General features: G+C 68.5%; 30 protein-coding genes. All 30 read right to left on the bottom strand.

The window, feature by feature from the left end; all coding sequences use genetic code 11:
• Positions 1-22: 22 nt before the first annotated feature.
• Positions 23-1039 carry a DNA-directed RNA polymerase subunit alpha gene (locus M8316_RS02350; RefSeq protein WP_250051665.1) on the bottom strand — a complete coding sequence of 339 codons (1017 nt, stop codon included), beginning with the start codon at positions 1037-1039 and terminating at the stop codon, positions 23-25.
• 121 nt (positions 1040-1160) lie between these two features.
• On the bottom strand, positions 1161-1769 hold the full coding sequence (gene rpsD, locus M8316_RS02345; RefSeq protein WP_250051663.1) for a 30S ribosomal protein S4: 609 nt from the start codon (positions 1767-1769) through the stop codon (positions 1161-1163).
• Between the two features lie 30 nt (positions 1770-1799).
• A complete protein-coding gene (rpsK, locus tag M8316_RS02340) occupies positions 1800-2207 on the bottom strand; it encodes a 30S ribosomal protein S11 (RefSeq protein WP_250051661.1) in 408 nt (135 codons plus the stop codon).
• A gap of 68 nt (positions 2208-2275) precedes the next feature.
• Positions 2276-2650: a 30S ribosomal protein S13 gene (gene rpsM, locus M8316_RS02335; protein WP_250051659.1), complete on the bottom strand. Its 375-nt coding sequence runs from the start codon at positions 2648-2650 to the stop codon at positions 2276-2278.
• A 209-nt stretch (positions 2651-2859) separates the two neighbouring features.
• Positions 2860-2973, bottom strand: coding sequence for a 50S ribosomal protein L36 (gene rpmJ / locus M8316_RS02330; protein ID WP_136569981.1), 114 nt, complete (start codon positions 2971-2973; stop codon positions 2860-2862).
• Between the two features lie 40 nt (positions 2974-3013).
• Positions 3014-3235, bottom strand: coding sequence for a translation initiation factor IF-1 (gene infA, locus M8316_RS02325; protein WP_136569982.1), 222 nt, complete (start codon positions 3233-3235; stop codon positions 3014-3016).
• A gap of 276 nt (positions 3236-3511) precedes the next feature.
• Complete coding sequence (locus M8316_RS02320; protein ID WP_250051657.1) at positions 3512-4564, bottom strand: LLM class flavin-dependent oxidoreductase; 1053 nt, start codon at positions 4562-4564, stop codon at positions 3512-3514.
• A 78-nt stretch (positions 4565-4642) separates the two neighbouring features.
• Entirely contained in the window at positions 4643-5623 is a 981-nt protein-coding gene (locus M8316_RS02315; protein WP_250051655.1) for a TerC family protein, read from the bottom strand.
• A 117-nt stretch (positions 5624-5740) separates the two neighbouring features.
• Positions 5741-6580 carry a type I methionyl aminopeptidase gene (gene map, locus M8316_RS02310; protein ID WP_250051652.1) on the bottom strand — a complete coding sequence of 280 codons (840 nt, stop codon included), beginning with the start codon at positions 6578-6580 and terminating at the stop codon, positions 5741-5743.
• A 6-nt stretch (positions 6581-6586) separates the two neighbouring features.
• Positions 6587-7156, bottom strand: a complete 570-nt coding sequence (locus M8316_RS02305; RefSeq protein ID WP_250051651.1) for an adenylate kinase — start codon at positions 7154-7156, stop codon at positions 6587-6589.
• Positions 7156-8457, bottom strand: a complete 1302-nt coding sequence (gene secY / locus M8316_RS02300; RefSeq protein ID WP_250051650.1) for a preprotein translocase subunit SecY — start codon at positions 8455-8457, stop codon at positions 7156-7158. The genes M8316_RS02305 and secY overlap by 1 nt, the downstream gene beginning before the upstream one ends.
• 186 nt (positions 8458-8643) lie before the next feature.
• Positions 8644-9084 (bottom strand): 50S ribosomal protein L15, encoded by a 441-nt coding sequence (gene rplO / locus M8316_RS02295; protein WP_250051648.1) that lies wholly within the window; start codon positions 9082-9084, stop codon positions 8644-8646.
• A 1-nt stretch (position 9085) separates the two neighbouring features.
• Positions 9086-9268 (bottom strand): 50S ribosomal protein L30, encoded by a 183-nt coding sequence (gene rpmD, locus M8316_RS02290; RefSeq protein ID WP_250051646.1) that lies wholly within the window; start codon positions 9266-9268, stop codon positions 9086-9088.
• Positions 9268-9885: a 30S ribosomal protein S5 gene (rpsE, locus tag M8316_RS02285; RefSeq protein ID WP_250051644.1), complete on the bottom strand. Its 618-nt coding sequence runs from the start codon at positions 9883-9885 to the stop codon at positions 9268-9270. The genes rpmD and rpsE overlap by 1 nt, the downstream gene beginning before the upstream one ends.
• A 31-nt stretch (positions 9886-9916) precedes the next feature.
• Entirely contained in the window at positions 9917-10300 is a 384-nt protein-coding gene (rplR, locus tag M8316_RS02280) for a 50S ribosomal protein L18 (protein WP_136570116.1), read from the bottom strand.
• Positions 10301-10302: 2 nt separating this feature from the next.
• Entirely contained in the window at positions 10303-10842 is a 540-nt protein-coding gene (gene rplF / locus M8316_RS02275; RefSeq protein ID WP_250051642.1) for a 50S ribosomal protein L6, read from the bottom strand.
• Between the two features lie 30 nt (positions 10843-10872).
• Entirely contained in the window at positions 10873-11280 is a 408-nt protein-coding gene (rpsH, locus tag M8316_RS02270) for a 30S ribosomal protein S8 (protein WP_250051640.1), read from the bottom strand.
• 97 nt (positions 11281-11377) lie between these two features.
• Positions 11378-11563, bottom strand: a complete 186-nt coding sequence (locus M8316_RS02265; protein ID WP_250051638.1) for a type Z 30S ribosomal protein S14 — start codon at positions 11561-11563, stop codon at positions 11378-11380.
• 1 nt (position 11564) lies between these two features.
• On the bottom strand, positions 11565-12149 hold the full coding sequence (gene rplE, locus M8316_RS02260; RefSeq protein WP_250051636.1) for a 50S ribosomal protein L5: 585 nt from the start codon (positions 12147-12149) through the stop codon (positions 11565-11567).
• Position 12150: 1 nt separating this feature from the next.
• Complete coding sequence (rplX, locus tag M8316_RS02255; RefSeq protein ID WP_250051634.1) at positions 12151-12513, bottom strand: 50S ribosomal protein L24; 363 nt, start codon at positions 12511-12513, stop codon at positions 12151-12153.
• A gap of 2 nt (positions 12514-12515) precedes the next feature.
• Positions 12516-12884: a 50S ribosomal protein L14 gene (gene rplN, locus M8316_RS02250; RefSeq protein ID WP_136569994.1), complete on the bottom strand. Its 369-nt coding sequence runs from the start codon at positions 12882-12884 to the stop codon at positions 12516-12518.
• Positions 12885-12981: 97 nt separating this feature from the next.
• Positions 12982-13251, bottom strand: coding sequence for a 30S ribosomal protein S17 (rpsQ, locus tag M8316_RS02245; RefSeq protein WP_250051632.1), 270 nt, complete (start codon positions 13249-13251; stop codon positions 12982-12984).
• Complete coding sequence (rpmC, locus tag M8316_RS02240; RefSeq protein ID WP_250051630.1) at positions 13248-13490, bottom strand: 50S ribosomal protein L29; 243 nt, start codon at positions 13488-13490, stop codon at positions 13248-13250. The genes rpsQ and rpmC overlap by 4 nt, the downstream gene beginning before the upstream one ends.
• Positions 13490-13909 carry a 50S ribosomal protein L16 gene (rplP, locus tag M8316_RS02235; RefSeq protein WP_250051629.1) on the bottom strand — a complete coding sequence of 140 codons (420 nt, stop codon included), beginning with the start codon at positions 13907-13909 and terminating at the stop codon, positions 13490-13492. The genes rpmC and rplP overlap by 1 nt, the downstream gene beginning before the upstream one ends.
• A gap of 1 nt (position 13910) precedes the next feature.
• Positions 13911-14735, bottom strand: a complete 825-nt coding sequence (gene rpsC / locus M8316_RS02230) for a 30S ribosomal protein S3 (RefSeq protein WP_250051628.1) — start codon at positions 14733-14735, stop codon at positions 13911-13913.
• Positions 14735-15145 carry a 50S ribosomal protein L22 gene (rplV, locus tag M8316_RS02225; protein WP_250051627.1) on the bottom strand — a complete coding sequence of 137 codons (411 nt, stop codon included), beginning with the start codon at positions 15143-15145 and terminating at the stop codon, positions 14735-14737. The genes rpsC and rplV overlap by 1 nt, the downstream gene beginning before the upstream one ends.
• A gap of 37 nt (positions 15146-15182) precedes the next feature.
• Complete coding sequence (gene rpsS, locus M8316_RS02220; RefSeq protein WP_250051626.1) at positions 15183-15464, bottom strand: 30S ribosomal protein S19; 282 nt, start codon at positions 15462-15464, stop codon at positions 15183-15185.
• Positions 15464-16300 (bottom strand): 50S ribosomal protein L2, encoded by an 837-nt coding sequence (gene rplB, locus M8316_RS02215; protein ID WP_250051625.1) that lies wholly within the window; start codon positions 16298-16300, stop codon positions 15464-15466. The genes rpsS and rplB overlap by 1 nt, the downstream gene beginning before the upstream one ends.
• A gap of 26 nt (positions 16301-16326) precedes the next feature.
• Positions 16327-16629: a 50S ribosomal protein L23 gene (gene rplW, locus M8316_RS02210; RefSeq protein ID WP_250051623.1), complete on the bottom strand. Its 303-nt coding sequence runs from the start codon at positions 16627-16629 to the stop codon at positions 16327-16329.
• A gap of 2 nt (positions 16630-16631) precedes the next feature.
• Positions 16632-17243 (bottom strand): 50S ribosomal protein L4, encoded by a 612-nt coding sequence (gene rplD, locus M8316_RS02205; RefSeq protein WP_250051622.1) that lies wholly within the window; start codon positions 17241-17243, stop codon positions 16632-16634.
• Positions 17244-17245 lie beyond the last annotated feature (2 nt).

The raw sequence follows: 17245 nt of genomic DNA, 5'->3' as shown, positions 1-17245 counted from the left end.
CGCGCGGGCCCACGTCACGGGGTCAGAACTGCTCGTCCTCCACGAACGCGTCGTCCTCGTCGTCGTTGTAGGCGGCGAGAGCGGCGTGCGGGTCGAAGCCGGGCGCGCTGTCCTTGAGGGACAGGCCCATCTCCACGAGCTTGGCCTTGACCTCGTCGATCGACTTCGCACCGAAGTTGCGAATGTCGAGGAGGTCCTGCTCCGAGCGACCGATGAGCTCACCCACGGTGTGGATGCCCTCGCGCTTGAGGCAGTTGTAGGAGCGGACGGTCAGCTGGAGGTCCTCGACCGGGAGGGCGAGGTCCGCGGCCAGCTGCTCGTCGACCGGCGACGGGCCGATGTCGATGCCCTCGGCCTCGACGTTCAGCTCACGCGCCAGGCCGAAGAGCTCGACCAGGGTCTTGCCGGCCGAGGCGAGGGCGTCGCGCGGGCGGATCGACGGCTTGGTCTCGACGTCGATGACCAGCTTGTCGAAGTCGGTGCGCTGCTCGACACGGGTGGCCTCGACCTTGTAGCTGACCTTCAGCACGGGGCTGTAGATCGAGTCGACCGGCATGCGGCCGATCTCGTTGTCGGCGCCCTTGTTCTGCGCGGACGAGACGTAGCCACGGCCGCGCTCGACGACGAGCTCCATCTCCAGCTTGCCCTTGTCGGACAGCGTGGCGATGCGCAGGTCGGGGTTGTGCACCTCGACACCGGCCGGCGGGGCGATGTCCGCGGCAGTCACGTCACCGGCACCCGACTTGCGCAGGTACATGGTGACGGGCTCGTCGTGCTCCGAGGAGACCACGAGCGCCTTGAGGTTCAGGATGATCTCGGTGACGTCCTCCTTGACCCCCTCGACCGTGGAGAACTCGTGGAGGACGTTGTCGATCTTGATGCTCGTGACCGAGGCGCCGGGGATGGAGCTGAGCAGCGTGCGGCGCATCGAGTTGCCGAGCGTGTAGCCGAAGCCGGGCTCGAGGGGCTCGATGACGAAGCGCGAGCGGAACTCGTCGACCGGCTCTTCCGAGAGGGTGGGGCGCTGTGCGATGAGCACTGATGTGTTCCTTTCCGGGACCGACCGCTATATGAGGGACCCGAACTGCGGGGGTGGAGGAGGTGGCGCGGGGGTGACGGAGCCCCGGCGGGTCGAAACCCGCCGGGGCGCCGTCACGAGGTCACTTCTTCGAGTAGAACTCGACGATGAGCTGCTCCTGCACCGGGACGTCGATCTGCGCCCGGACGGGGAGCTGGTGCACCAGGACGCGCATCCGCTGCGGCAGGGCCTCGAGCCACGCCGGGACGACGCGCTCACCGTGGGTCTCGCGGGCCACGATGAACGGGGTCATCTCCAGGGACTTCTCGCGGACGTCGATGACGTCGTGCGCGGAGACCTGGTACGAGGGGATGTCCACCTTCCTGCCGTTGACCAGGAAGTGGCCGTGGACCACGAGCTGGCGGGCGTGACGGCGGGTGCGCGCGAAGCCGGCGCGGTACACCACGTTGTCGAGGCGGGCCTCGAGCATGCGGAGCAGGTTGTCACCGGTCTTGCCGTCGCGGCGGGAGGCCTCGACGTAGTAGTTGTAGAACTGCTTCTCCATCACGCCGTAGGTGAAGCGAGCCTTCTGCTTCTCCTGGAGCTGAGTGCGGTACTCGGACTCCTTGATGCGGGCGCGGCCGTGCTGGCCGGGGGCGTACGGGCGACGCTCGAAAGCGGCGTCACCACCCACCAGGTCGACGCCGAGACGGCGCGACTTGCGGGTCATGGGGCCGGTGTAACGGGCCATTTCTCAAGTCTCCTGTTCTCGTGCGCGGGGTCAGACGCGGCGGCGCTTGGGCGGGCGGCAGCCGTTGTGGGGCGTCGGCGTGACGTCCTGGATGGTGCCGACCTCGAGGCCGATCGCACCCAGGGAACGGATCGCCGTCTCGCGGCCCGAGCCCGGGCCCTTGACGAAGACGTCGATCTTCTTCATGCCGTGCTCCATCGCCCGACGACCCGCGGCCTCGGCGGCCATCTGCGCGGCGAACGGGGTGGACTTGCGGGAGCCCTTGAAGCCGACGGTGCCGGCAGAGGCCCACGAGATCACCGCACCGGTCGGGTCGGTGATCGTGACGATGGTGTTGTTGAACGTGCTCTTGATGTGGGCTTCGCCCTGAGCGACGTTCTTCTTCTCCTTGCGGCGGATCTTGGTCTTCGCCGCAGCCTGACGGCTCTTGGGAGGCATTTCTCTCCTGAAGTTCTGGTCGAGTGTGGATCGAGGAAGTCAGCGGGAGGCGGCCGTGAGGCCCGCCGTCACTTCGCCTTCTTCTTGCCGGCGACCGTGCGCTTGGGGCCCTTGCGGGTACGCGCGTTGGTCTTGGTGCGCTGACCACGCACGGGCAGACCCATGCGGTGGCGGCGACCCTGGTAGCTACCGATCTCGATCTTGCGGCGGATGTCCGCCTGGACCTCACGGCGGAGGTCACCCTCGATCTGGTAGCTGGCCTCGATCGCGTCGCGAAGCTTGACCAGGTCATCCTCGGTGAGCGCGTGGACCCGCGTGCTGGGGTCGACGCCGGTCACCTCGAGGACCTTCTTGGCGGAGGTACGGCCGATGCCGTAGATGTAGGTGAGAGCGACCTCGATGCGCTTGTCGCGCGGAAGGTCGACACCGACGAGGCGTGCCATGTCAGTGGCCTTTCTGGTTCTGCGGGAGTGTCGGTCGTGCCGCGCCCCGGGACGTCTCGTCGAGACCCGGGCTCCGGCTCCTGCTCCGGAGGTGGATGCCGGCACCGATCACCGAGGTGAGGGGCGCCTTAGCGGACACGTGTGTGGAGTTGTTGCGGTGGTGCTGGCGCGCGGCCCGTGGGCCATGCGGTGCGTCGAGACGCTCGGGCTCAGCCCTGGCGCTGCTTGTGACGCGGGTTGGAGCAGATGACCATGACGCGGCCGTGGCGACGGATCACCTGGCACTTGTCGCAGATCTTCTTGACGCTCGGCTTGACCTTCATGTCAAGTCCTTCCTGTGGCCCCGGGGGGCCAGTCGGCTGGCTACTTGTAGCGGTAGACGATCCGACCGCGGGACAGGTCGTAGGGGGAGAGCTCCACCACCACGCGGTCCTCGGGGAGGATCCGGATGTAGTGCTGGCGCATCTTGCCGCTGATGTGGGCGAGAACCTTGTGGCCGTTGCTCAGCTCGACGCGGAACATGGCGTTGGGCAGGGCCTCCACGACGGTGCCCTCGATCTCGATCACGCCTTCTTTCTTCGGCATGTCCTCCGCAATCCGTTGTAGGTGTCTACCGTTGGTGCACCGGGCAGCAGGTCGCTGCTCGGGTGGTCCGGGAACCTCCGACCACGCAGGTGGTCGTGGACCTCGTGCCGCCGCCCACCTCCCTCTTGCCGTGCTGGGCACGGGCAGCCGCGAGGAAAGCGGTACGGCCCACGTTGGACCGACACGCCAGTGTAGGGCGAAGCCGTGTGGAACCACGAATCGGCCTCGCCGGGGCGGGTCCAGCAGTGTAGGCGCGCGGGTGCCCGCGCGCCAGCATCAGCCGGCGAGCAGCCGCAGCGTGTCGACGCGCGCCGGTGCGCTGCCCGGCTCGGTGCCCTCGTGGGCCCCGGCGACCGGGTTGACCATCACCTCGTCCACCGCGAAGCGAGCGGCCAGGTCTGCGACGCGGCGGCGCGCCTCGTCCCGGGCCCCGATCACCCAGCGCGACGCCATGGCGTCGACGATCTCCTGCTGGCCGGCGGCCAGCTCGACCTTCTCCGCCTCCTCCACCGAGGCCAGCGGACGCAGCGGAGCACCGGTGCGCAGCGCGAGCATGGTGAGCAGCTGGGGCAGGGCGAGCCGGTAGGCCTCGTCCGCGTCCTCGGCCACGCTGGCGTTGACGGTGAGGAACGTCCGCGGCTCGGCGAGCAGCTCGGAGGGCCGGAAGGACTCCCGGTACAGCCGCACCGCGTCCGCGGTGGCCCGCTCGTCCCCGCTGAAGTGGTGGGCGAAGACGTAGGGCAGGCCCTTCTCCGCCGCGAGGCGGGCCGAGTAGTCGCTGCTGCCCAGCAGCCAGACGGCGGCCACCGAGTCGGCGGCCGGCGTGGCCCGCAGCGCCTGGGTGCGGCCGGCGACGCTGACGGCGACGCCGTCGGTGTCCATCATCGCGAGCACGTCGTCCACGTACTGCGGGAACCGGGTGACGGCCTGGTCGTCCACTCCCCCGGCGCCGTGGCGCAGCGCGTAGGACGTGATCGGGTCCGTGCCCGGGGCGCGGCCGATGCCGAGGTCGACGCGGCCGGGGAACGCGGCCTCGAGCAGTGCGAACTGCTCTGCCACCACGAGCGGGGCGTGGTTCGGCAGCATGACGCCGCCACTGCCGACGCGGATGCGGCTCGTCGCCGAGCCGATCATCGCGAGCAGCACCGGCGGGTTGGTCGCCGCGACGGCGGGCATGTTGTGGTGCTCGGCCACCCAGTACCGGTGGTAGCCGAGGGCGTCCGCGGCCCGCGCGACCTCGAGGGTCGCGGCGAGGGCCTGCGCCGAGGACTGGTCACCGCGCACGGGGACGAGGTCGAGGACTGACAGAGTGGGGAGCTGCGTGGTCATCACCGGTCACAACACCGGCGCTGCCGACGCTGTTCCTCGCGGGTCTCGCCGCGATGCCGCCCCGGCCCTCGACCGGCGTCAGCCGGCCGCGTCCACCCGGTCCTTGGCGTCCTTGAGCAGGCTGGCCACGGTGGTGACGCCCAGGATCACCACGATCGCCACCAGCGAGAGCCAGGTCGGCACCTCAGGCGCCCAGGAGATCGGCTCGCCGCCGTTGAGGAAGGGCAGCTCGTTGGTGTGCATCGCGTGCAGCACCAGCTTCACGCCGATGAAGGCGAGCAGCACGCTGAGGCCGTAGGACAGGTAGACCAGCCGCTCGAGCAGGTCGCCGATGAGGAAGTAGAGCTGGCGCAGACCCATCAGGGCGAACACGTTGGCCGCGAAGACGAGGTACGCCTCACTGGTGAGCCCGTAGATCGCAGGGATCGAGTCCAGCGCGAAGAGCAGGTCGGTCATGCCCAGGGTGAGCACGACGATCAGCATCGGGGTGCCGAGTCGCCGGCCGTCGACCCGCGTGGACAGCTTCACGCCGTCGTAGTGGTCGGAGAACGGCAGGTGCGTGCGGACCCAGCGCACGGGCGCGGGCTCGGCGGGGTCCTCCTCGCCGTGGTCCAGGACGAGCTTGACGGCCGTGTACACGAGGAACAGGCCGAAGAGGTAGAACACCCAGCTGAACTGGTCGATCGCGGCCGCGCCGAGGGCGATGAAGACGCCACGGAGCACGAGGGCGATGACGATGCCGATGAGCAGGGCGGTGGCCTGGAACTGCCGCGGCACGTGCAGGCGGGCCATGATCAGCAGGAAGACGAAGAGGTTGTCGACCGAGAGGGAGTACTCGGTCAGCCACCCCGCGAAGAACTGGCCGGCGTAGTCGCCGCTGGAGAAGTACCAGACCCCCAGCCCGAACAGCACGGCCAGGCCGACGAAGCCGGCCAGGTGCCGCGCGGACTCCGCGGTGCTCGGCTCGTGCGGCCGCCGGCCGATCACCAGCACGTCGACGAGGAGCAGCGTGGTGGTCAGCACGACGGTGCCGACCCAGAGCCAGACGGGGACGTCCACAGGGGGCCTTTCAGGAACGGACGTCGCGACCCCGGGGCGGACGCGACCTGTTCACCGTACCCAGCCCCGCCCACGTCGACGCAGCCGGCGCCGACGTGACGCCGGACGCCCCGGCCGTCAGTCGGCGAGCGGGCCGAAGGTGGCGCCGAGCGCGGTCAGGCGCTCCTCTCCCCCGTCGAGCGCGGTGAGCACCCAGTGCCCGTGCTCGGTGAGCACGAAGGTGTGCTCGAAGTGGGCGGCGCGGGCACCGTCGGCGGTGACCACGGTCCACTCGTCCTCGAGGATGTCGGTCTCGGGGTCTCCCGCGGTGAGCATCGGCTCGACGGCCAGCGCCAGTCCGGGGACGAGACGGGGCCCGCGACCGGGCTTGCCGTAGTTCGGGACGTTGGGCGGCAGGTGCATCTCGGTGCCGATGCCGTGGCCCACGTAGTCCTCGACGATGCCGAGCGCGGTGCCGGTAGCGTCCTGGGAGCGGACGTAGGACTCGACCGCGTGACCGATGTCGGTGACCCGACCGCCGTCGCGGGCGGCGGCGATGCCGCGCCACATCGATTCCTGCGTGATGCGCAGGAGCTCGGCGTCCGCCGCGGACGGGGCACCACCGACGACCACGCTGAGCGCGGCGTCGCCGTGGAAGCCCTCCACGATCGCACCGCAGTCGATGGAGACGAGGTCACCCTCGGCCAGCACCCGGTCACCGGGGATGCCGTGGACGACCTCCTCGTTCACGGAGACACAGATGCTCCCGGGGAAGCCCTGGTAGCCCAGGAACGAGGGCACCGCCCCCCGGGAGCGGATGCTGTCCTCCGCGATCGCGTCCAGCTCCCCGGTGGTCATGCCGGGGCGGACGCTCTCGGAGAGGAGCTGCAGCGTCGCGCCGACCACCAGGCCGGCGCGACGCATCAGCAGGAGCTGCTCGGGCGTCTTGATCTCGACGCCGCGGTCACGCCATCCCACGAGGACTCAGGCGCGCGCGTCGAGGGCGGAGAGGATGCGCTCGGTGACCTCGTCGACCTCGCCCATCCCGTCGACCTCGACGAGGAGGCCGCGCTCGCGGTAGACGTCGATCAGCGGGGCCGTCTGCTCCACGTACACCTGCTGGCGGTGACGGATGACGTCCTCGGTGTCGTCGCTGCGCCCGGAGGTCTCCGCGCGCTTGAGCAGACGCTGGACGAGCTCCTCGGAGTCGACCGTGAGCACGACCGCGACGTCGATGCTGTGCCCGGTGGCCGCGACCATCCCGTCGAGCTCCTCGACCTGCGCGGTGGTGCGCGGGTAGCCGTCGAGGAGGAAGCCGGGCTCGGCGTCGGCCTCGGCGATGCGGTTGCGCACCATCGAGTTGGTCACCGAGTCGGGCACGTACTCGCCGGCGTCCATGTACTTCTTCGCCTCCAGGCCGAGGGGCGTGCCCTGGCCGACGTTGGCGCGGAAGATGTCGCCGGTGGAGATGGCGGGGATGCCGTAGCGGCCCGCGACGAGGGCGGCCTGGGTGCCCTTGCCGGCACCGGGGGGACCCATGAAGATCATTCTCATCAGCGAAGGAATCCTTCGTAGTTGCGCTGCTGGAGCTGACTCTCGATCTGCTTCACCGTGTCGAGCGCGACGCCCACCATGATGAGGATCGACGTGCCGCCGAACGGGAAGTTCTGGTTCGCGTTGATCAGGACCAGCGCGATGAGCGGCACGAGCGCGATGAGGCCGAGGTAGACGGCTCCGGGCAGCGTGATGCGGGACAGGACGTAGGACAGGTAGTCCTCGGTCGGCTTGCCCGCCCGGATCCCGGGGATGAAGCCGCCGTACTTCTTCATGTTGTCCGCGACCTCCACCGGGTTGAAGGTGATCGAGACGTAGAAGTAGGTGAAGAACACGATCAGCCCGAAGTAGGCGATCATGTAGAGCGGGTGGTCGCCCCGCACGAAGTAGGTGCTGATGAACTGGACCCAGCCCGCGTCGCTCGTCTGGTTGAACTGCACGGCCATGGCCGGCAGGTACAGCAGCGACGAGGCGAAGATGACCGGGATGATGCCGGCCTGGTTCACCTTGAGCGGGATGTAGGTCGAGGAGCCGCCGAACATCTTGCGACCCACCATCCGGCGGGCGTACTGCACCGGGATGCGGCGCTGCGCCTGCTCGATGAGGATCACGGCGGCGACCAGCACGAGGCCGATCACGAGCACGATGCCGAAGGTCCACCAGCCCTGGCTGATCTGGACCTGCCACATGGCGCCCGGGAAGGTGGCGACGACCTGGGTGAAGATCAGGATCGACATGCCGTTGCCCACGCCGCGCTCGGTGATGAGCTCGCCCAGCCACATGATGACCGCGGTGCCGGCCGTCATGGTGATGACCATGACGAGGAAGGCGGTGACGCCGTCGTCGTGCAGGAGGGGCAGCTCGCACTGGAGCAGGTCCCCCGACCGCGCCAGCGCCACGATGCCGGTCGCCTGGAGCAGGGCCAGGCCCAGCGTCAGGTACCGCGTGTACTGGGTGATCTTGGTCTGGCCGGCCTGGCCTTCCTGCTTCAGCGCCTCGAGCCGCGGGATCACCACGACGAGCAGCTGCAGGATGATGCTGGCCGTGATGTACGGCATGATCCCGAGCGCGAAGATGGTGAGCTGGAGCAGCGCACCACCGGAGAACAGGTTCACCAGGCTGTAGAGGCTGGCGTTGGCGCCGGACTGCGCAGCGTCGATGCACTGCTGGACGTTGGCGACGTCCACGCCCGGCGCGGGGATCTGCGACCCCGCTCGGAAGATCACGATGATGCCCAGGACGAAGAGCAGCTTGCGCCGCAGGTCCGGCGTCCTGAAAGCGTTGGCGAACGCGCCTAGCACGAGATCCTCTTTCTGCATTCAGACAACGACTCCCAGGTCACGCCCAGCGAGCCCGGGGAAGCCTAACAGGTGAGATGTTGCATCCACGTCCGACCCGGGAGCCCGTTCGACGAACGGTCCCCGGGGACGCACGAAGGGCGCGGGGCACGCACCGAAGTGGTGCCCCGCGCCCTTCGTCGCAGGGGTTCAGACGAGCGTCGTGGTCCCGCCGGCGGCCTGGATCTTCTCCGAGGCGGAGGACGAGAACGCGTTGGCGCTCACGTCGACCTTGACGGAGATGTCACCGGTGCCGAGCACCTTGACGGGCTGGTTCTTGCGAACCGCACCCTTCGCGACCAGGTCCTCGACGGTCACCGCGCCACCCTCGGGGTAGAGCGCGGAGAGCTTGTCGAGGTTGACGACCTGGAACTCGACCTTGAACGGGTTCTTGAAGCCCTTGAGCTTCGGCATGCGCATGTGGATGGGCATCTGGCCACCCTCGAACGCAGCCGGAACCTGGTAGCGGGCCTTCGTACCCTTGGTACCGCGGCCGGCCGTCTTGCCCTTCGAGGCCTCACCACGACCCACGCGGGTCTTGGCGGTCTTGGCGCCCGGGGCGGGCTTCAGGTTGTGCAGCTTGAGCGTCATGTCAGTCAACCTCCTCGACGGTCACGAGGTGACGCACCGTCTGGACCATCCCGCGGATCTCGGGGCGGTCCTCCTTGACGACGACGTCGCCGATCCGCTTGAGACCGAGCGAGCGCACGGTCTCGCGCTGGTTCTGCTTGCAGCCGATGGTCGACTTCAGCTGCTGGATCTTGAGCTGCGCCATCAGGAGGCCACCTCCTGCGAGGAGCCCTCGGGCACCTCGTTGCGCGCCTTCAGCAGCGCGGCGGGGGTGACAGCCTCGACGGGCAGGCCACGCCGGGCCGCGACGGCCTCGGGCTGCTCCAGCATCTTCAGCGCCTCGACGGTCGCGTGAACGATGTTGATCTGGTTCGACGACCCGAGCGACTTGCTCAGGATGTCGTGGATGCCGGCGCACTCCAGGACGGCACGCACCGGACCACCGGCGATCACACCGGTACCGGGGGCGGCCGGACGCAGCATGACCACGCCGGCAGCCTTCTCACCCTGGACGGGGTGAGGGATCGTGCCCTGGATGCGGGGGACCTGGAAGAACGCCTTCTTGGCCTCCTCCACACCCTTGGCGATGGCGGCCGGCACCTCCTTGGCCTTGCCGTAACCGACGCCGACGAGACCCTCGCCGTCACCGACGATCACGAGGGCGGTGAAGCTGAAGCGACGACCACCCTTCACGACCTTGGCGACACGGTTGATCGCGACGACACGCTCGATGTAGGCGGTCTTGTCCGCGCCCTGGTTGCCGCGACCGTTGTCGCGTCCACGGCGCTCGCCACCGCGCTGTCCGCGCTGGGCTCCGCTCATGAGACTACTTCCTCTACTCTCTCGTTCGCGATCAGAAGGTCAGGCCGCCCTCACGGGCGGCGTCGGCCAGGGCCGCGATGCGGCCGTGGTACTTGTTGCCGGCGCGGTCGAAGACCACGCCCTCCACACCAGCAGCCTTGGCCCGCTCGGCGACGAGCTCGCCGACCTTCTTGGCCTTGGCGGTCTTGTCGCCCTCGAGGGTGCGGACGTCGGCCTCCATGGAGGAGGCGCTGGCCAGCGTCTTGCCGACCAGGTCGTCGACGACCTGCACCGAGAGGTGCTTGGAGGAACGGGTGACGACCATGCGCGGACGCTCGGCCGTGCCGTGCAGCTTCTTGCGACCCCGGACCTGACGGCGCAGGCGGGAGCGGGTCTTCGCCGCGGTGTGCTTGTGGTTGGACAGGGAGATAGCCATCGTCACTTACCAGCCTTTCCGACCTTGCTGCGGACGTGCTCGCCCTCGTAACGCACACCCTTGCCCTTGTAGGGCTCGGGCTTGCGGAGCTTGCGGATGTTCGCGGCGACCTCGCCGACGAGCTGCTTGTCGATGCCCTGGACGCCGAGCTTGGTCGGGCCGTCCGTGGTGAAGGTGATCCCCTCGGGGGCGTCGAACACGATCGAGTGGCTGTAGCCGAGCTGGAACTCCAGCTGCGTGGGGCCCTTGGGCAGCACGCGGTAGCCGACGCCACGGATCTCGAGCTTCTTCTCGTAGCCCTGGGTCACGCCCACGACCATGTTGTTGACCAGCGTGCGGGTCAGGCCGTGGAGGGCCTTGGACTCACGCTCGTCGTCGGGGCGCTTGACCTCGAGGTCCGCCTCGTTGCGCTCGACCGTGATCGGCGCGGCGACCTTGTGGGACAGCGTGCCCTTGGGGCCCTTGACGGTCACCAGCGCGCCGTCGATGGTCACGTCGACGCCGGACGGGACCGTGATGGGGAGCTTGCCAATACGCGACATGCTTGTAGTTCTCCTATCTCGGTCTCGTCGTCACCAGACGTAGGCGAGGACTTCGCCGCCCACGCCCTTCTGGTTCGCCTGGCGGTCGGTCAGCAGACCCTGGCTCGTGGAGATGATCGCCACGCCCAGGCCGCCGAGGACCTTGGGGAGGCCGGTGTGCTTGGCGTACACGCGCAGACCGGGCTTGCTGATCCGGCGGACGCCGGCGATCGAGCGCTCGCGGTTGCGGCCGTACTTCAGCGTGATGGTGAGGGTCTTGCCGACCTCACCCTCAGCCGGGTCGGCGACCACGTACGAGGTGATGTAACCCTCCTGCTGGAGGATGTCGGCCAGGCCCTGCTTCAGCTTGCTGTAGGGCATGGTCACCGAGTCGTGGTACGCCTGGTTGGCGTTGCGCAGACGCGTGAGCATGTCTGCGATCGGGTCAGTCATCGTCATGGCCGTGAGGCCCTTTCTCCACCCCGGTTTCGCGCCCCGCCCTCACGGGCGGACGCGACCTTGGGCGACTTGTGTGTGGATACGAAGAAGTCTCGGGTCACCAGGAGGACTTGGTCACACCGGGCAGCTCGCCGCGGTGCGCCATCTCCCGGAGGCAGATCCGGCAGAGGCCGAACTTGCGGTAGACGGCCTTCGGCCGGCCGCAACGCTGGCAGCGGGTGTAACCGCGCGAGCTGAACTTCGGCTTCTTGGCGGCCTTCACCTTCAGAGCGGTCTTCGCCATGTCAGTTCTCCTTGAACGGGAAGCCGAGCTGCTTGAGCAGCGCCCGACCCTGGTCGTCGTTCGTGGCGGTCGTGACCACGGTGATGTCCATGCCGCGGGTGCGGTCGATCTTGTCCTGGTTGATCTCGTGGAACATGACCTGCTCGGTGAGACCGAAGGTGTAGTTGCCGTTGCCGTCGAACTGCTTGCCGTTCAGGCCGCGGAAGTCGCGGATACGGGGCAGGGCGATGGACAGCAGACGGTCCAGGAACTCCCACATGCGGTCACCGCGGAGCGTGACGTGGCAGCCGATCGGCATGCCCTCGCGCAGCTTGAACTGCGCGATGGACTTGCGAGCCTTGGTCACGGTCGGCTTCTGACCGGTGATCGCGGTCAGGTCGCGGACGGCGCCGTCGATCAGCTTCGCGTCGCGCGCAGCCTCGCCGACACCCATGTTGACCACGATCTTGGTCAGGCCGGGCACCTGCATGACGTTGGCGATGTCGAACTCGGACTTGAGGGCCGGAAGGATCTCCTCGCGGTACCGGGTCTTCAGACGCGGCGGCACGTTCGCGGAGATCACCGGGTTCTCGGTGGTCTCGGTCATCTCAGATCTCCTTGCCGGTCTTGCGGGAGATGCGGACGCTGCGCTCGGACGAGTAGGTCGAGCCGTCGGGGCGACGCTTGGTCACCTCGACGCGCTTGAAGCCCACGCGCGTGGTGTCCTTGCCCTCGACCAGCGCCACGTTGGACACGTGGATCGGGGCCTCGGCGGTCACGATGCCGCCGGTGCTGCCCTCGCGACCGCCGTTGTTGACGGACTTGGTGTGCTTCTTGACGAGGTTGACACCCTCGACGATGACCCGGTCCTCACCGGGGATCGTGCGGATGACCTTGCCCTCGACGCCCTTGTCCTTGCCGGCGATCACCTTGACGGTGTCGCCCTTCTTGACGTTCAGGTTCTTGGCCATGCTCACAGCACCTCCGGGGCGAGCGAGATGATCTTCATGAACTTCTTGTCCCGCAGCTCGCGACCCACGGGGCCGAAGATGCGGGTGCCGCGCGGCTCGCCGTCGTTCTTGAGGATCACGGCGGCGTTCTCGTCGAAGCGGATGTACGAGCCGTCGGGCCGGCGGCGCTCCTTGACGGTGCGCACGACGACCGCCTTGACGACGTCACCCTTCTTCACGTTGCCGCCGGGGATCGCGTCCTTGACGGTGGCGACGATGGTGTCACCGATGCCGGCGTAGCGGCGACCCGAGCCACCGAGAACGCGGATGCAGAGGATCTCCTTCGCACCCGTGTTGTCGGCGACCTTCAGTCGCGACTCCTGCTGGATCATTGCTGTTTCTCCTGGTTGTCGAGCTGGTTCTCACGGGCTTGCGGCTCGTGAGCCTGGCCGAACTTCATGGGTTGGATCTCGCCCTGGGGGCGAGGAGTCACTTGGCCTTCTCGAGGACCTCGACCACGCGCCACCGCTTGGTGGCGGACAGCGGGCGGGTCTCCATGAGGAGGACGCGGTCGCCGATGCCGCACTCGTTGGCCTCGTCGTGGGCCTTGAGCTTGCTCGTGCGACGCATGACCTTGCCGTACAGGGCGTGCTTCACGCGGTCCTCGACGGACACGACCACGGTCTTGTCCATCTTGTCGCTGACCACGATGCCCTCACGGGTCTTGCGGCTGTTGCGCTCGATCGTCTGCTCGCTCATGCGGCACCGTCCTCGTTGCTCGCGCCCGGAGCGGTACGGATGCCGAGCTCGCGCTCGCGCACCACCGTGTAGATCCGGGCGATGTCCTTCTTGACCGACCGCAGCCGGCCGTGGCTCTCCAGCTGGCCGGTGGCGGCCTGGAAACGGAGGTTGAACAGCTCCTCCTTGGCCTCGCGGAGCTTGGCCTCCAGGTCGACGTCGTTGAGCTCGTCGAGCTCGTGCGCCTGGGCGTTCGACATCAGAACTCACCGCCCTCTCGGGTGACGAAACGGCACTTCATGGGCAGCTTGTGGATCGCGCGACGCATGGCCTCGCGAGCGATGTCCTCCGGCACGCCGGCCAGCTCGAACATCACGCGGCCCGGCTTGACGTTGGCCACCCACCACTCGGGGGAACCCTTGCCGGAACCCATGCGGGTCTCGGCCGGCTTCTTGGTCAGCGGGAGGTCGGGGTAGATGTTGATCCACACCTTGCCGCCACGCTTGATGTGACGCGTCATGGCGATACGAGCGGACTCGATCTGACGGTTGGTCACGTAGTGGCCCTCGAGGGCCTGGATGCCGAAGTCACCGAAGGCGAGGCTGGTGCCGCCCTTGGCCGCACCCGAACGCTTCGGGTGGTGCTGCTTGCGGTGCTTGACGCGACGGGGCATCAACATGTCAGGCCTCCGGAGCGGTCTCGGGCGCCGGAGCGGCAGCGGCCTCGGCCGGAGCCTCGGTCTGCTGGCCGCGGTCGGCGCGGGTCGGACGGTCGCCGCGGGAACCGCGCGACGGACGGTCGCCACCGCGACCGCGGTTGTTGCCACCGCGACCGGGGACGCCGGCGCGGGCGGCGGCCTGGGCCTGGCGCTCGGCACGGGAGCCGGACACCTCGCCCTTGTAGATCCACACCTTCACGCCGATGCGGCCGAAGGTGGTGCGGGCCTCGTAGAAGCCGTAGTCGATGTCGGCACGCAGCGTGTGCAGCGGGACGCGACCCTCGCGGTAGAACTCGGTGCGCGACATCTCGGCGCCGTTGAGGCGGCCGGAGCACTGGATCCGGATGCCCTTGGCACCGGAGCGCATCGTGGTCTGCATCGCCTTGCGCATGGCGCGGCGGAACTGCACGCGGCCCGACAGCTGCTCGGCGACACCCTGGGCGACGAGCTGGGCGTCGACCTCCGGGTTCTTGACCTCGAGGATGTTCAGCTGGACCTGCTTGCCGGTCAGCTTCTCGAGCTCGCCGCGGATGCGGTCGGCCTCGGCGCCGCGGCGGCCGATGACGATGCCCGGACGAGCGGTGTGGATGTCCACCCGCACGCGGTCCCGGGTCCGCTCGATCTCGACCTTGGAGATGCCGGCCCGCTCCATGCCCTTGCTGAGCAGCTTGCGGATCGCGACGTCCTCACCGACGTACGACTTGTAGAGCTTGTCGGCGTACCAGCGGGACTTGTGGTCCGTGCTGATACCCAGACGGAAGCCGTTCGGGTTGATCTTCTGACCCATCAGGCACCCTCTCCGTTGTTGGCCGGCGTGACGACCAGCGTGATGTGGCTCGTGCGCTTGTTGATCCGCGTGGCGCGGCCCTGGGCGCGCGGGCGCCACCGCTTCATCGTCGGGCCCTCGTCGACCATGGCGGTCGAGATGACCAGGTCGTCGGTGTCCAGGCCCTCGGTGCTCTCCGCGTTGGCCACGGCGGACTCCAGGACCTTCAGGACCGTCTCGCTGGCGGCCTGCGGGGCGAAGGCCAGCAGGGCGCGGGCCTCCTCGACGCTCGAGCCGCGGACCATGTCCACGACACGACGCGCCTTCATCGGCGTGATCCGCACGAAGCGGGCGGTCGCGAAGGCGCCCGGCTGGTCGCCGAGCAGCGACTCGCGGCGGGCGCTGGTGCGCCGGCGCTCAGTAACGCTCATGTGCTCGTTCTCTCCAGTTCCTCTGGTCGCCCCCGCGTCAGCGGCGGCGGCCCTTCCGGTCTTCCTTCACGTGGCCCTTGTAGGTGCGGGTGGGAGCGAACTCCCCCAGCTTGTGGCCGACCATGGAGTCGGACACGAACACCGGCACGTGCTTGCGGCCGTCGTGCACCGCGATCGTGTGGCCGATCATGGCCGGCACGATCATCGAGCGACGCGACCACGTCTTGATGACGTTGTGGCTGCCCTTCTCGTTCTCCGCGTCCACCTTCTTCATGAGGTGGTCGTCGACGAAGGGACCCTTGCTCAGGCTGCGAGGCATTACTTACGGCCCTTTCCGGACTTGCGACGGCGGATGATCTGCGAGTCAGAGGCCTTGCGCTTGCGCGTCCGGCCCTCGGGCTTGCCCCACGGGGAGACCGGGTGACGGCCGCCGGAGGTCTTGCCCTCGCCACCACCGTGCGGGTGGTCGACCGGGTTCATCACGACACCGCGGACGGTCGGGCGCTTGCCCTTCCAGCGCATGCGGCCGGCCTTGCCCCAGTTGATGTTGGACTGCTCGGCGTTGCCGACCTCACCGACGGTGGCGCGGCAGCGCACGTCGACGAAGCGCATCTCGCCGGAGGGCATGCGCAGCGTGGCGCGGGAGCCCTCACGAGCGATGAGCTGGGCGGACATGCCGGCCGAGCGGGCGATCTTGGCGCCGCCGCCCGGGCGCAGCTCCACGCAGTGCACCGTGGTGCCGACGGGGATGTTGCGCAGGGGCAGGTTGTTGCCGGGCTTGATGTCGGCGTTCGGGCCGGCCTCGACCGCGGTGCCCTGCGTCAGGTCGCGAGGCGCGATGATGTAGCGCTTCTCGCCGTCGGCGTAGTGCAGCAGCGCGATGCGCGCGGTGCGGTTGGGGTCGTACTCGATGTGCGCGACCTTGGCGGGGACGCCGTCCTTGTCGTAGCGACGGAAGTCGATGATCCGGTAGGCACGCTTGTGGCCACCACCCTGGTGACGGGTGGTGATCCGGCCCTGGTTGTTGCGGCCGCCCTTCTTGGGCAGCGGCACCGTCAGGGACTTCTCCGGCGTGGTCCGGGTGATCTCGACGAAGTCGGCGACCGACGAGCCACGACGGCCCGGGGTGGTCGGCTTGTACTTGCGGATAGCCATAACTGAGTTCCTCGTATCCTGACCGGTCAGCCGACCTGGCCGAAGATGTCGATGCGGTGACCCTCGGCCAGGCTGACGATCGCGCGCTTGGTGTCCTTGCGCTTGCCCATGCCGTAGCGGGTGCGGCGGCTCTTGCCGGGACGGTTCAGCGTGTTCACGCTCGTCACCTTGACGTCGAAGATCTTCTCGACCGCGATCTTGATCTCGGTCTTGTTGGCGTCGGGGTGCACGACGAACGTGTACTTGTTCTGGTCGAGCAGGCCGTAGCTCTTCTCGGAGACGACCGGCGCGATCAGCACGTCACGGTGGTCCTTGTGCAGGGTGCTCATGCTCAGGCCTCCTTCTTGGTCGCGCCGGCCACGAAGACCTCGTACGCGGCCTGGGTGAAGACCACGTCGTCGGAGGCGAGCACGTCGTAGGTGTTCAGCTGGTCGGCGTAGAGCAGGTGAGCCTCCACGACGTTGCGCAGCGACAGCACGGTCAGGTCGTCCGACCGGTCCACGACGACGAGGAAGTTGGTGCGCTCGGCGACCGTCTTCAGCGCGGCCAGGGCGGCCTTGGTGGAGGGGGTCTCGCCGGAGACGAGGGACTCCACCACGTGGATGCGACCGTTCGCGGCCCGGTCCGAGAGGGCGCCACGCAGGGCGGCGGCCTTCATCTTCTTGGGGGTGCGCTGGTCGTAGCTGCGCGGCTGCGGGCCGTGCACGGTGCCACCGCCGGCGAACTGCGGAGCGCGGGTCGAGCCCTGACGGGCGCGGCCGGTGCCCTTCTGCTTGTAGGGCTTCTTGCCACCGCCGCGGACCTCGCCGCGGGTCTTGGTGGCGTGCGTGCCCTGGCGGGCGGCAGCCTGCTGGGCGACGACGACCTGGTGGATCAGCGGGACGTTGACGTCCACGGCGAAGATCTCGGCCGGGAAGTCGACCTTCACGGTCTTGACAGCCATGC

Origin of the sequence: Nocardioides bruguierae (assembly GCF_023554635.1) — a bacterium.
Classification (GTDB): domain Bacteria; phylum Actinomycetota; class Actinomycetes; order Propionibacteriales; family Nocardioidaceae; genus Nocardioides; species Nocardioides bruguierae.
This window is presented reverse-complemented; position numbering and strand designations above follow the sequence as displayed.

Coding starts and splice junctions, on each gene's coding strand:
- rpsD (WP_250051663.1), bottom strand. CDS start 1,769: ATGGCCCGTTACACCGGCCCCATGACCCGCAAGTCGCGCCGTCTCGGC.
- rpsK (WP_250051661.1), bottom strand. CDS start 2,207: ATGCCTCCCAAGAGCCGTCAGGCTGCGGCGAAGACCAAGATCCGCCGC.
- rpsM (WP_250051659.1), bottom strand. CDS start 2,650: ATGGCACGCCTCGTCGGTGTCGACCTTCCGCGCGACAAGCGCATCGAG.
- rpmJ (WP_136569981.1), bottom strand. CDS start 2,973: ATGAAGGTCAAGCCGAGCGTCAAGAAGATCTGCGACAAGTGCCAGGTG.
- infA (WP_136569982.1), bottom strand. CDS start 3,235: ATGCCGAAGAAAGAAGGCGTGATCGAGATCGAGGGCACCGTCGTGGAG.
- M8316_RS02320 (WP_250051657.1), bottom strand. CDS start 4,564: ATGACCACGCAGCTCCCCACTCTGTCAGTCCTCGACCTCGTCCCCGTG.
- M8316_RS02305 (WP_250051651.1), bottom strand. CDS start 7,156: ATGAGAATGATCTTCATGGGTCCCCCCGGTGCCGGCAAGGGCACCCAG.
- rplO (WP_250051648.1), bottom strand. CDS start 9,084: ATGACGCTCAAGCTGCACAACCTGAAGCCCGCCCCGGGCGCCAAGACC.
- rpmD (WP_250051646.1), bottom strand. CDS start 9,268: ATGGCGCAGCTCAAGATCCAGCAGCTGAAGTCGACCATCGGCTGCAAG.
- rpsE (WP_250051644.1), bottom strand. CDS start 9,885: ATGAGCGGAGCCCAGCGCGGACAGCGCGGTGGCGAGCGCCGTGGACGC.
- rplR (WP_136570116.1), bottom strand. CDS start 10,300: ATGGCTATCTCCCTGTCCAACCACAAGCACACCGCGGCGAAGACCCGC.
- rplF (WP_250051642.1), bottom strand. CDS start 10,842: ATGTCGCGTATTGGCAAGCTCCCCATCACGGTCCCGTCCGGCGTCGAC.
- rpsH (WP_250051640.1), bottom strand. CDS start 11,280: ATGACGATGACTGACCCGATCGCAGACATGCTCACGCGTCTGCGCAAC.
- M8316_RS02265 (WP_250051638.1), bottom strand. CDS start 11,563: ATGGCGAAGACCGCTCTGAAGGTGAAGGCCGCCAAGAAGCCGAAGTTC.
- rplE (WP_250051636.1), bottom strand. CDS start 12,149: ATGACCGAGACCACCGAGAACCCGGTGATCTCCGCGAACGTGCCGCCG.
- rplX (WP_250051634.1), bottom strand. CDS start 12,513: ATGGCCAAGAACCTGAACGTCAAGAAGGGCGACACCGTCAAGGTGATC.
- rplN (WP_136569994.1), bottom strand. CDS start 12,884: ATGATCCAGCAGGAGTCGCGACTGAAGGTCGCCGACAACACGGGTGCG.
- rpsQ (WP_250051632.1), bottom strand. CDS start 13,251: ATGAGCGAGCAGACGATCGAGCGCAACAGCCGCAAGACCCGTGAGGGC.
- rpmC (WP_250051630.1), bottom strand. CDS start 13,490: ATGTCGAACGCCCAGGCGCACGAGCTCGACGAGCTCAACGACGTCGAC.
- rplP (WP_250051629.1), bottom strand. CDS start 13,909: ATGTTGATGCCCCGTCGCGTCAAGCACCGCAAGCAGCACCACCCGAAG.
- rpsC (WP_250051628.1), bottom strand. CDS start 14,735: ATGGGTCAGAAGATCAACCCGAACGGCTTCCGTCTGGGTATCAGCACG.
- rplV (WP_250051627.1), bottom strand. CDS start 15,145: ATGAGCGTTACTGAGCGCCGGCGCACCAGCGCCCGCCGCGAGTCGCTG.
- rpsS (WP_250051626.1), bottom strand. CDS start 15,464: ATGCCTCGCAGCCTGAGCAAGGGTCCCTTCGTCGACGACCACCTCATG.
- rplB (WP_250051625.1), bottom strand. CDS start 16,300: ATGGCTATCCGCAAGTACAAGCCGACCACCCCGGGCCGTCGTGGCTCG.
- rplW (WP_250051623.1), bottom strand. CDS start 16,629: ATGAGCACCCTGCACAAGGACCACCGTGACGTGCTGATCGCGCCGGTC.
- rplD (WP_250051622.1), bottom strand. CDS start 17,243: ATGGCTGTCAAGACCGTGAAGGTCGACTTCCCGGCCGAGATCTTCGCC.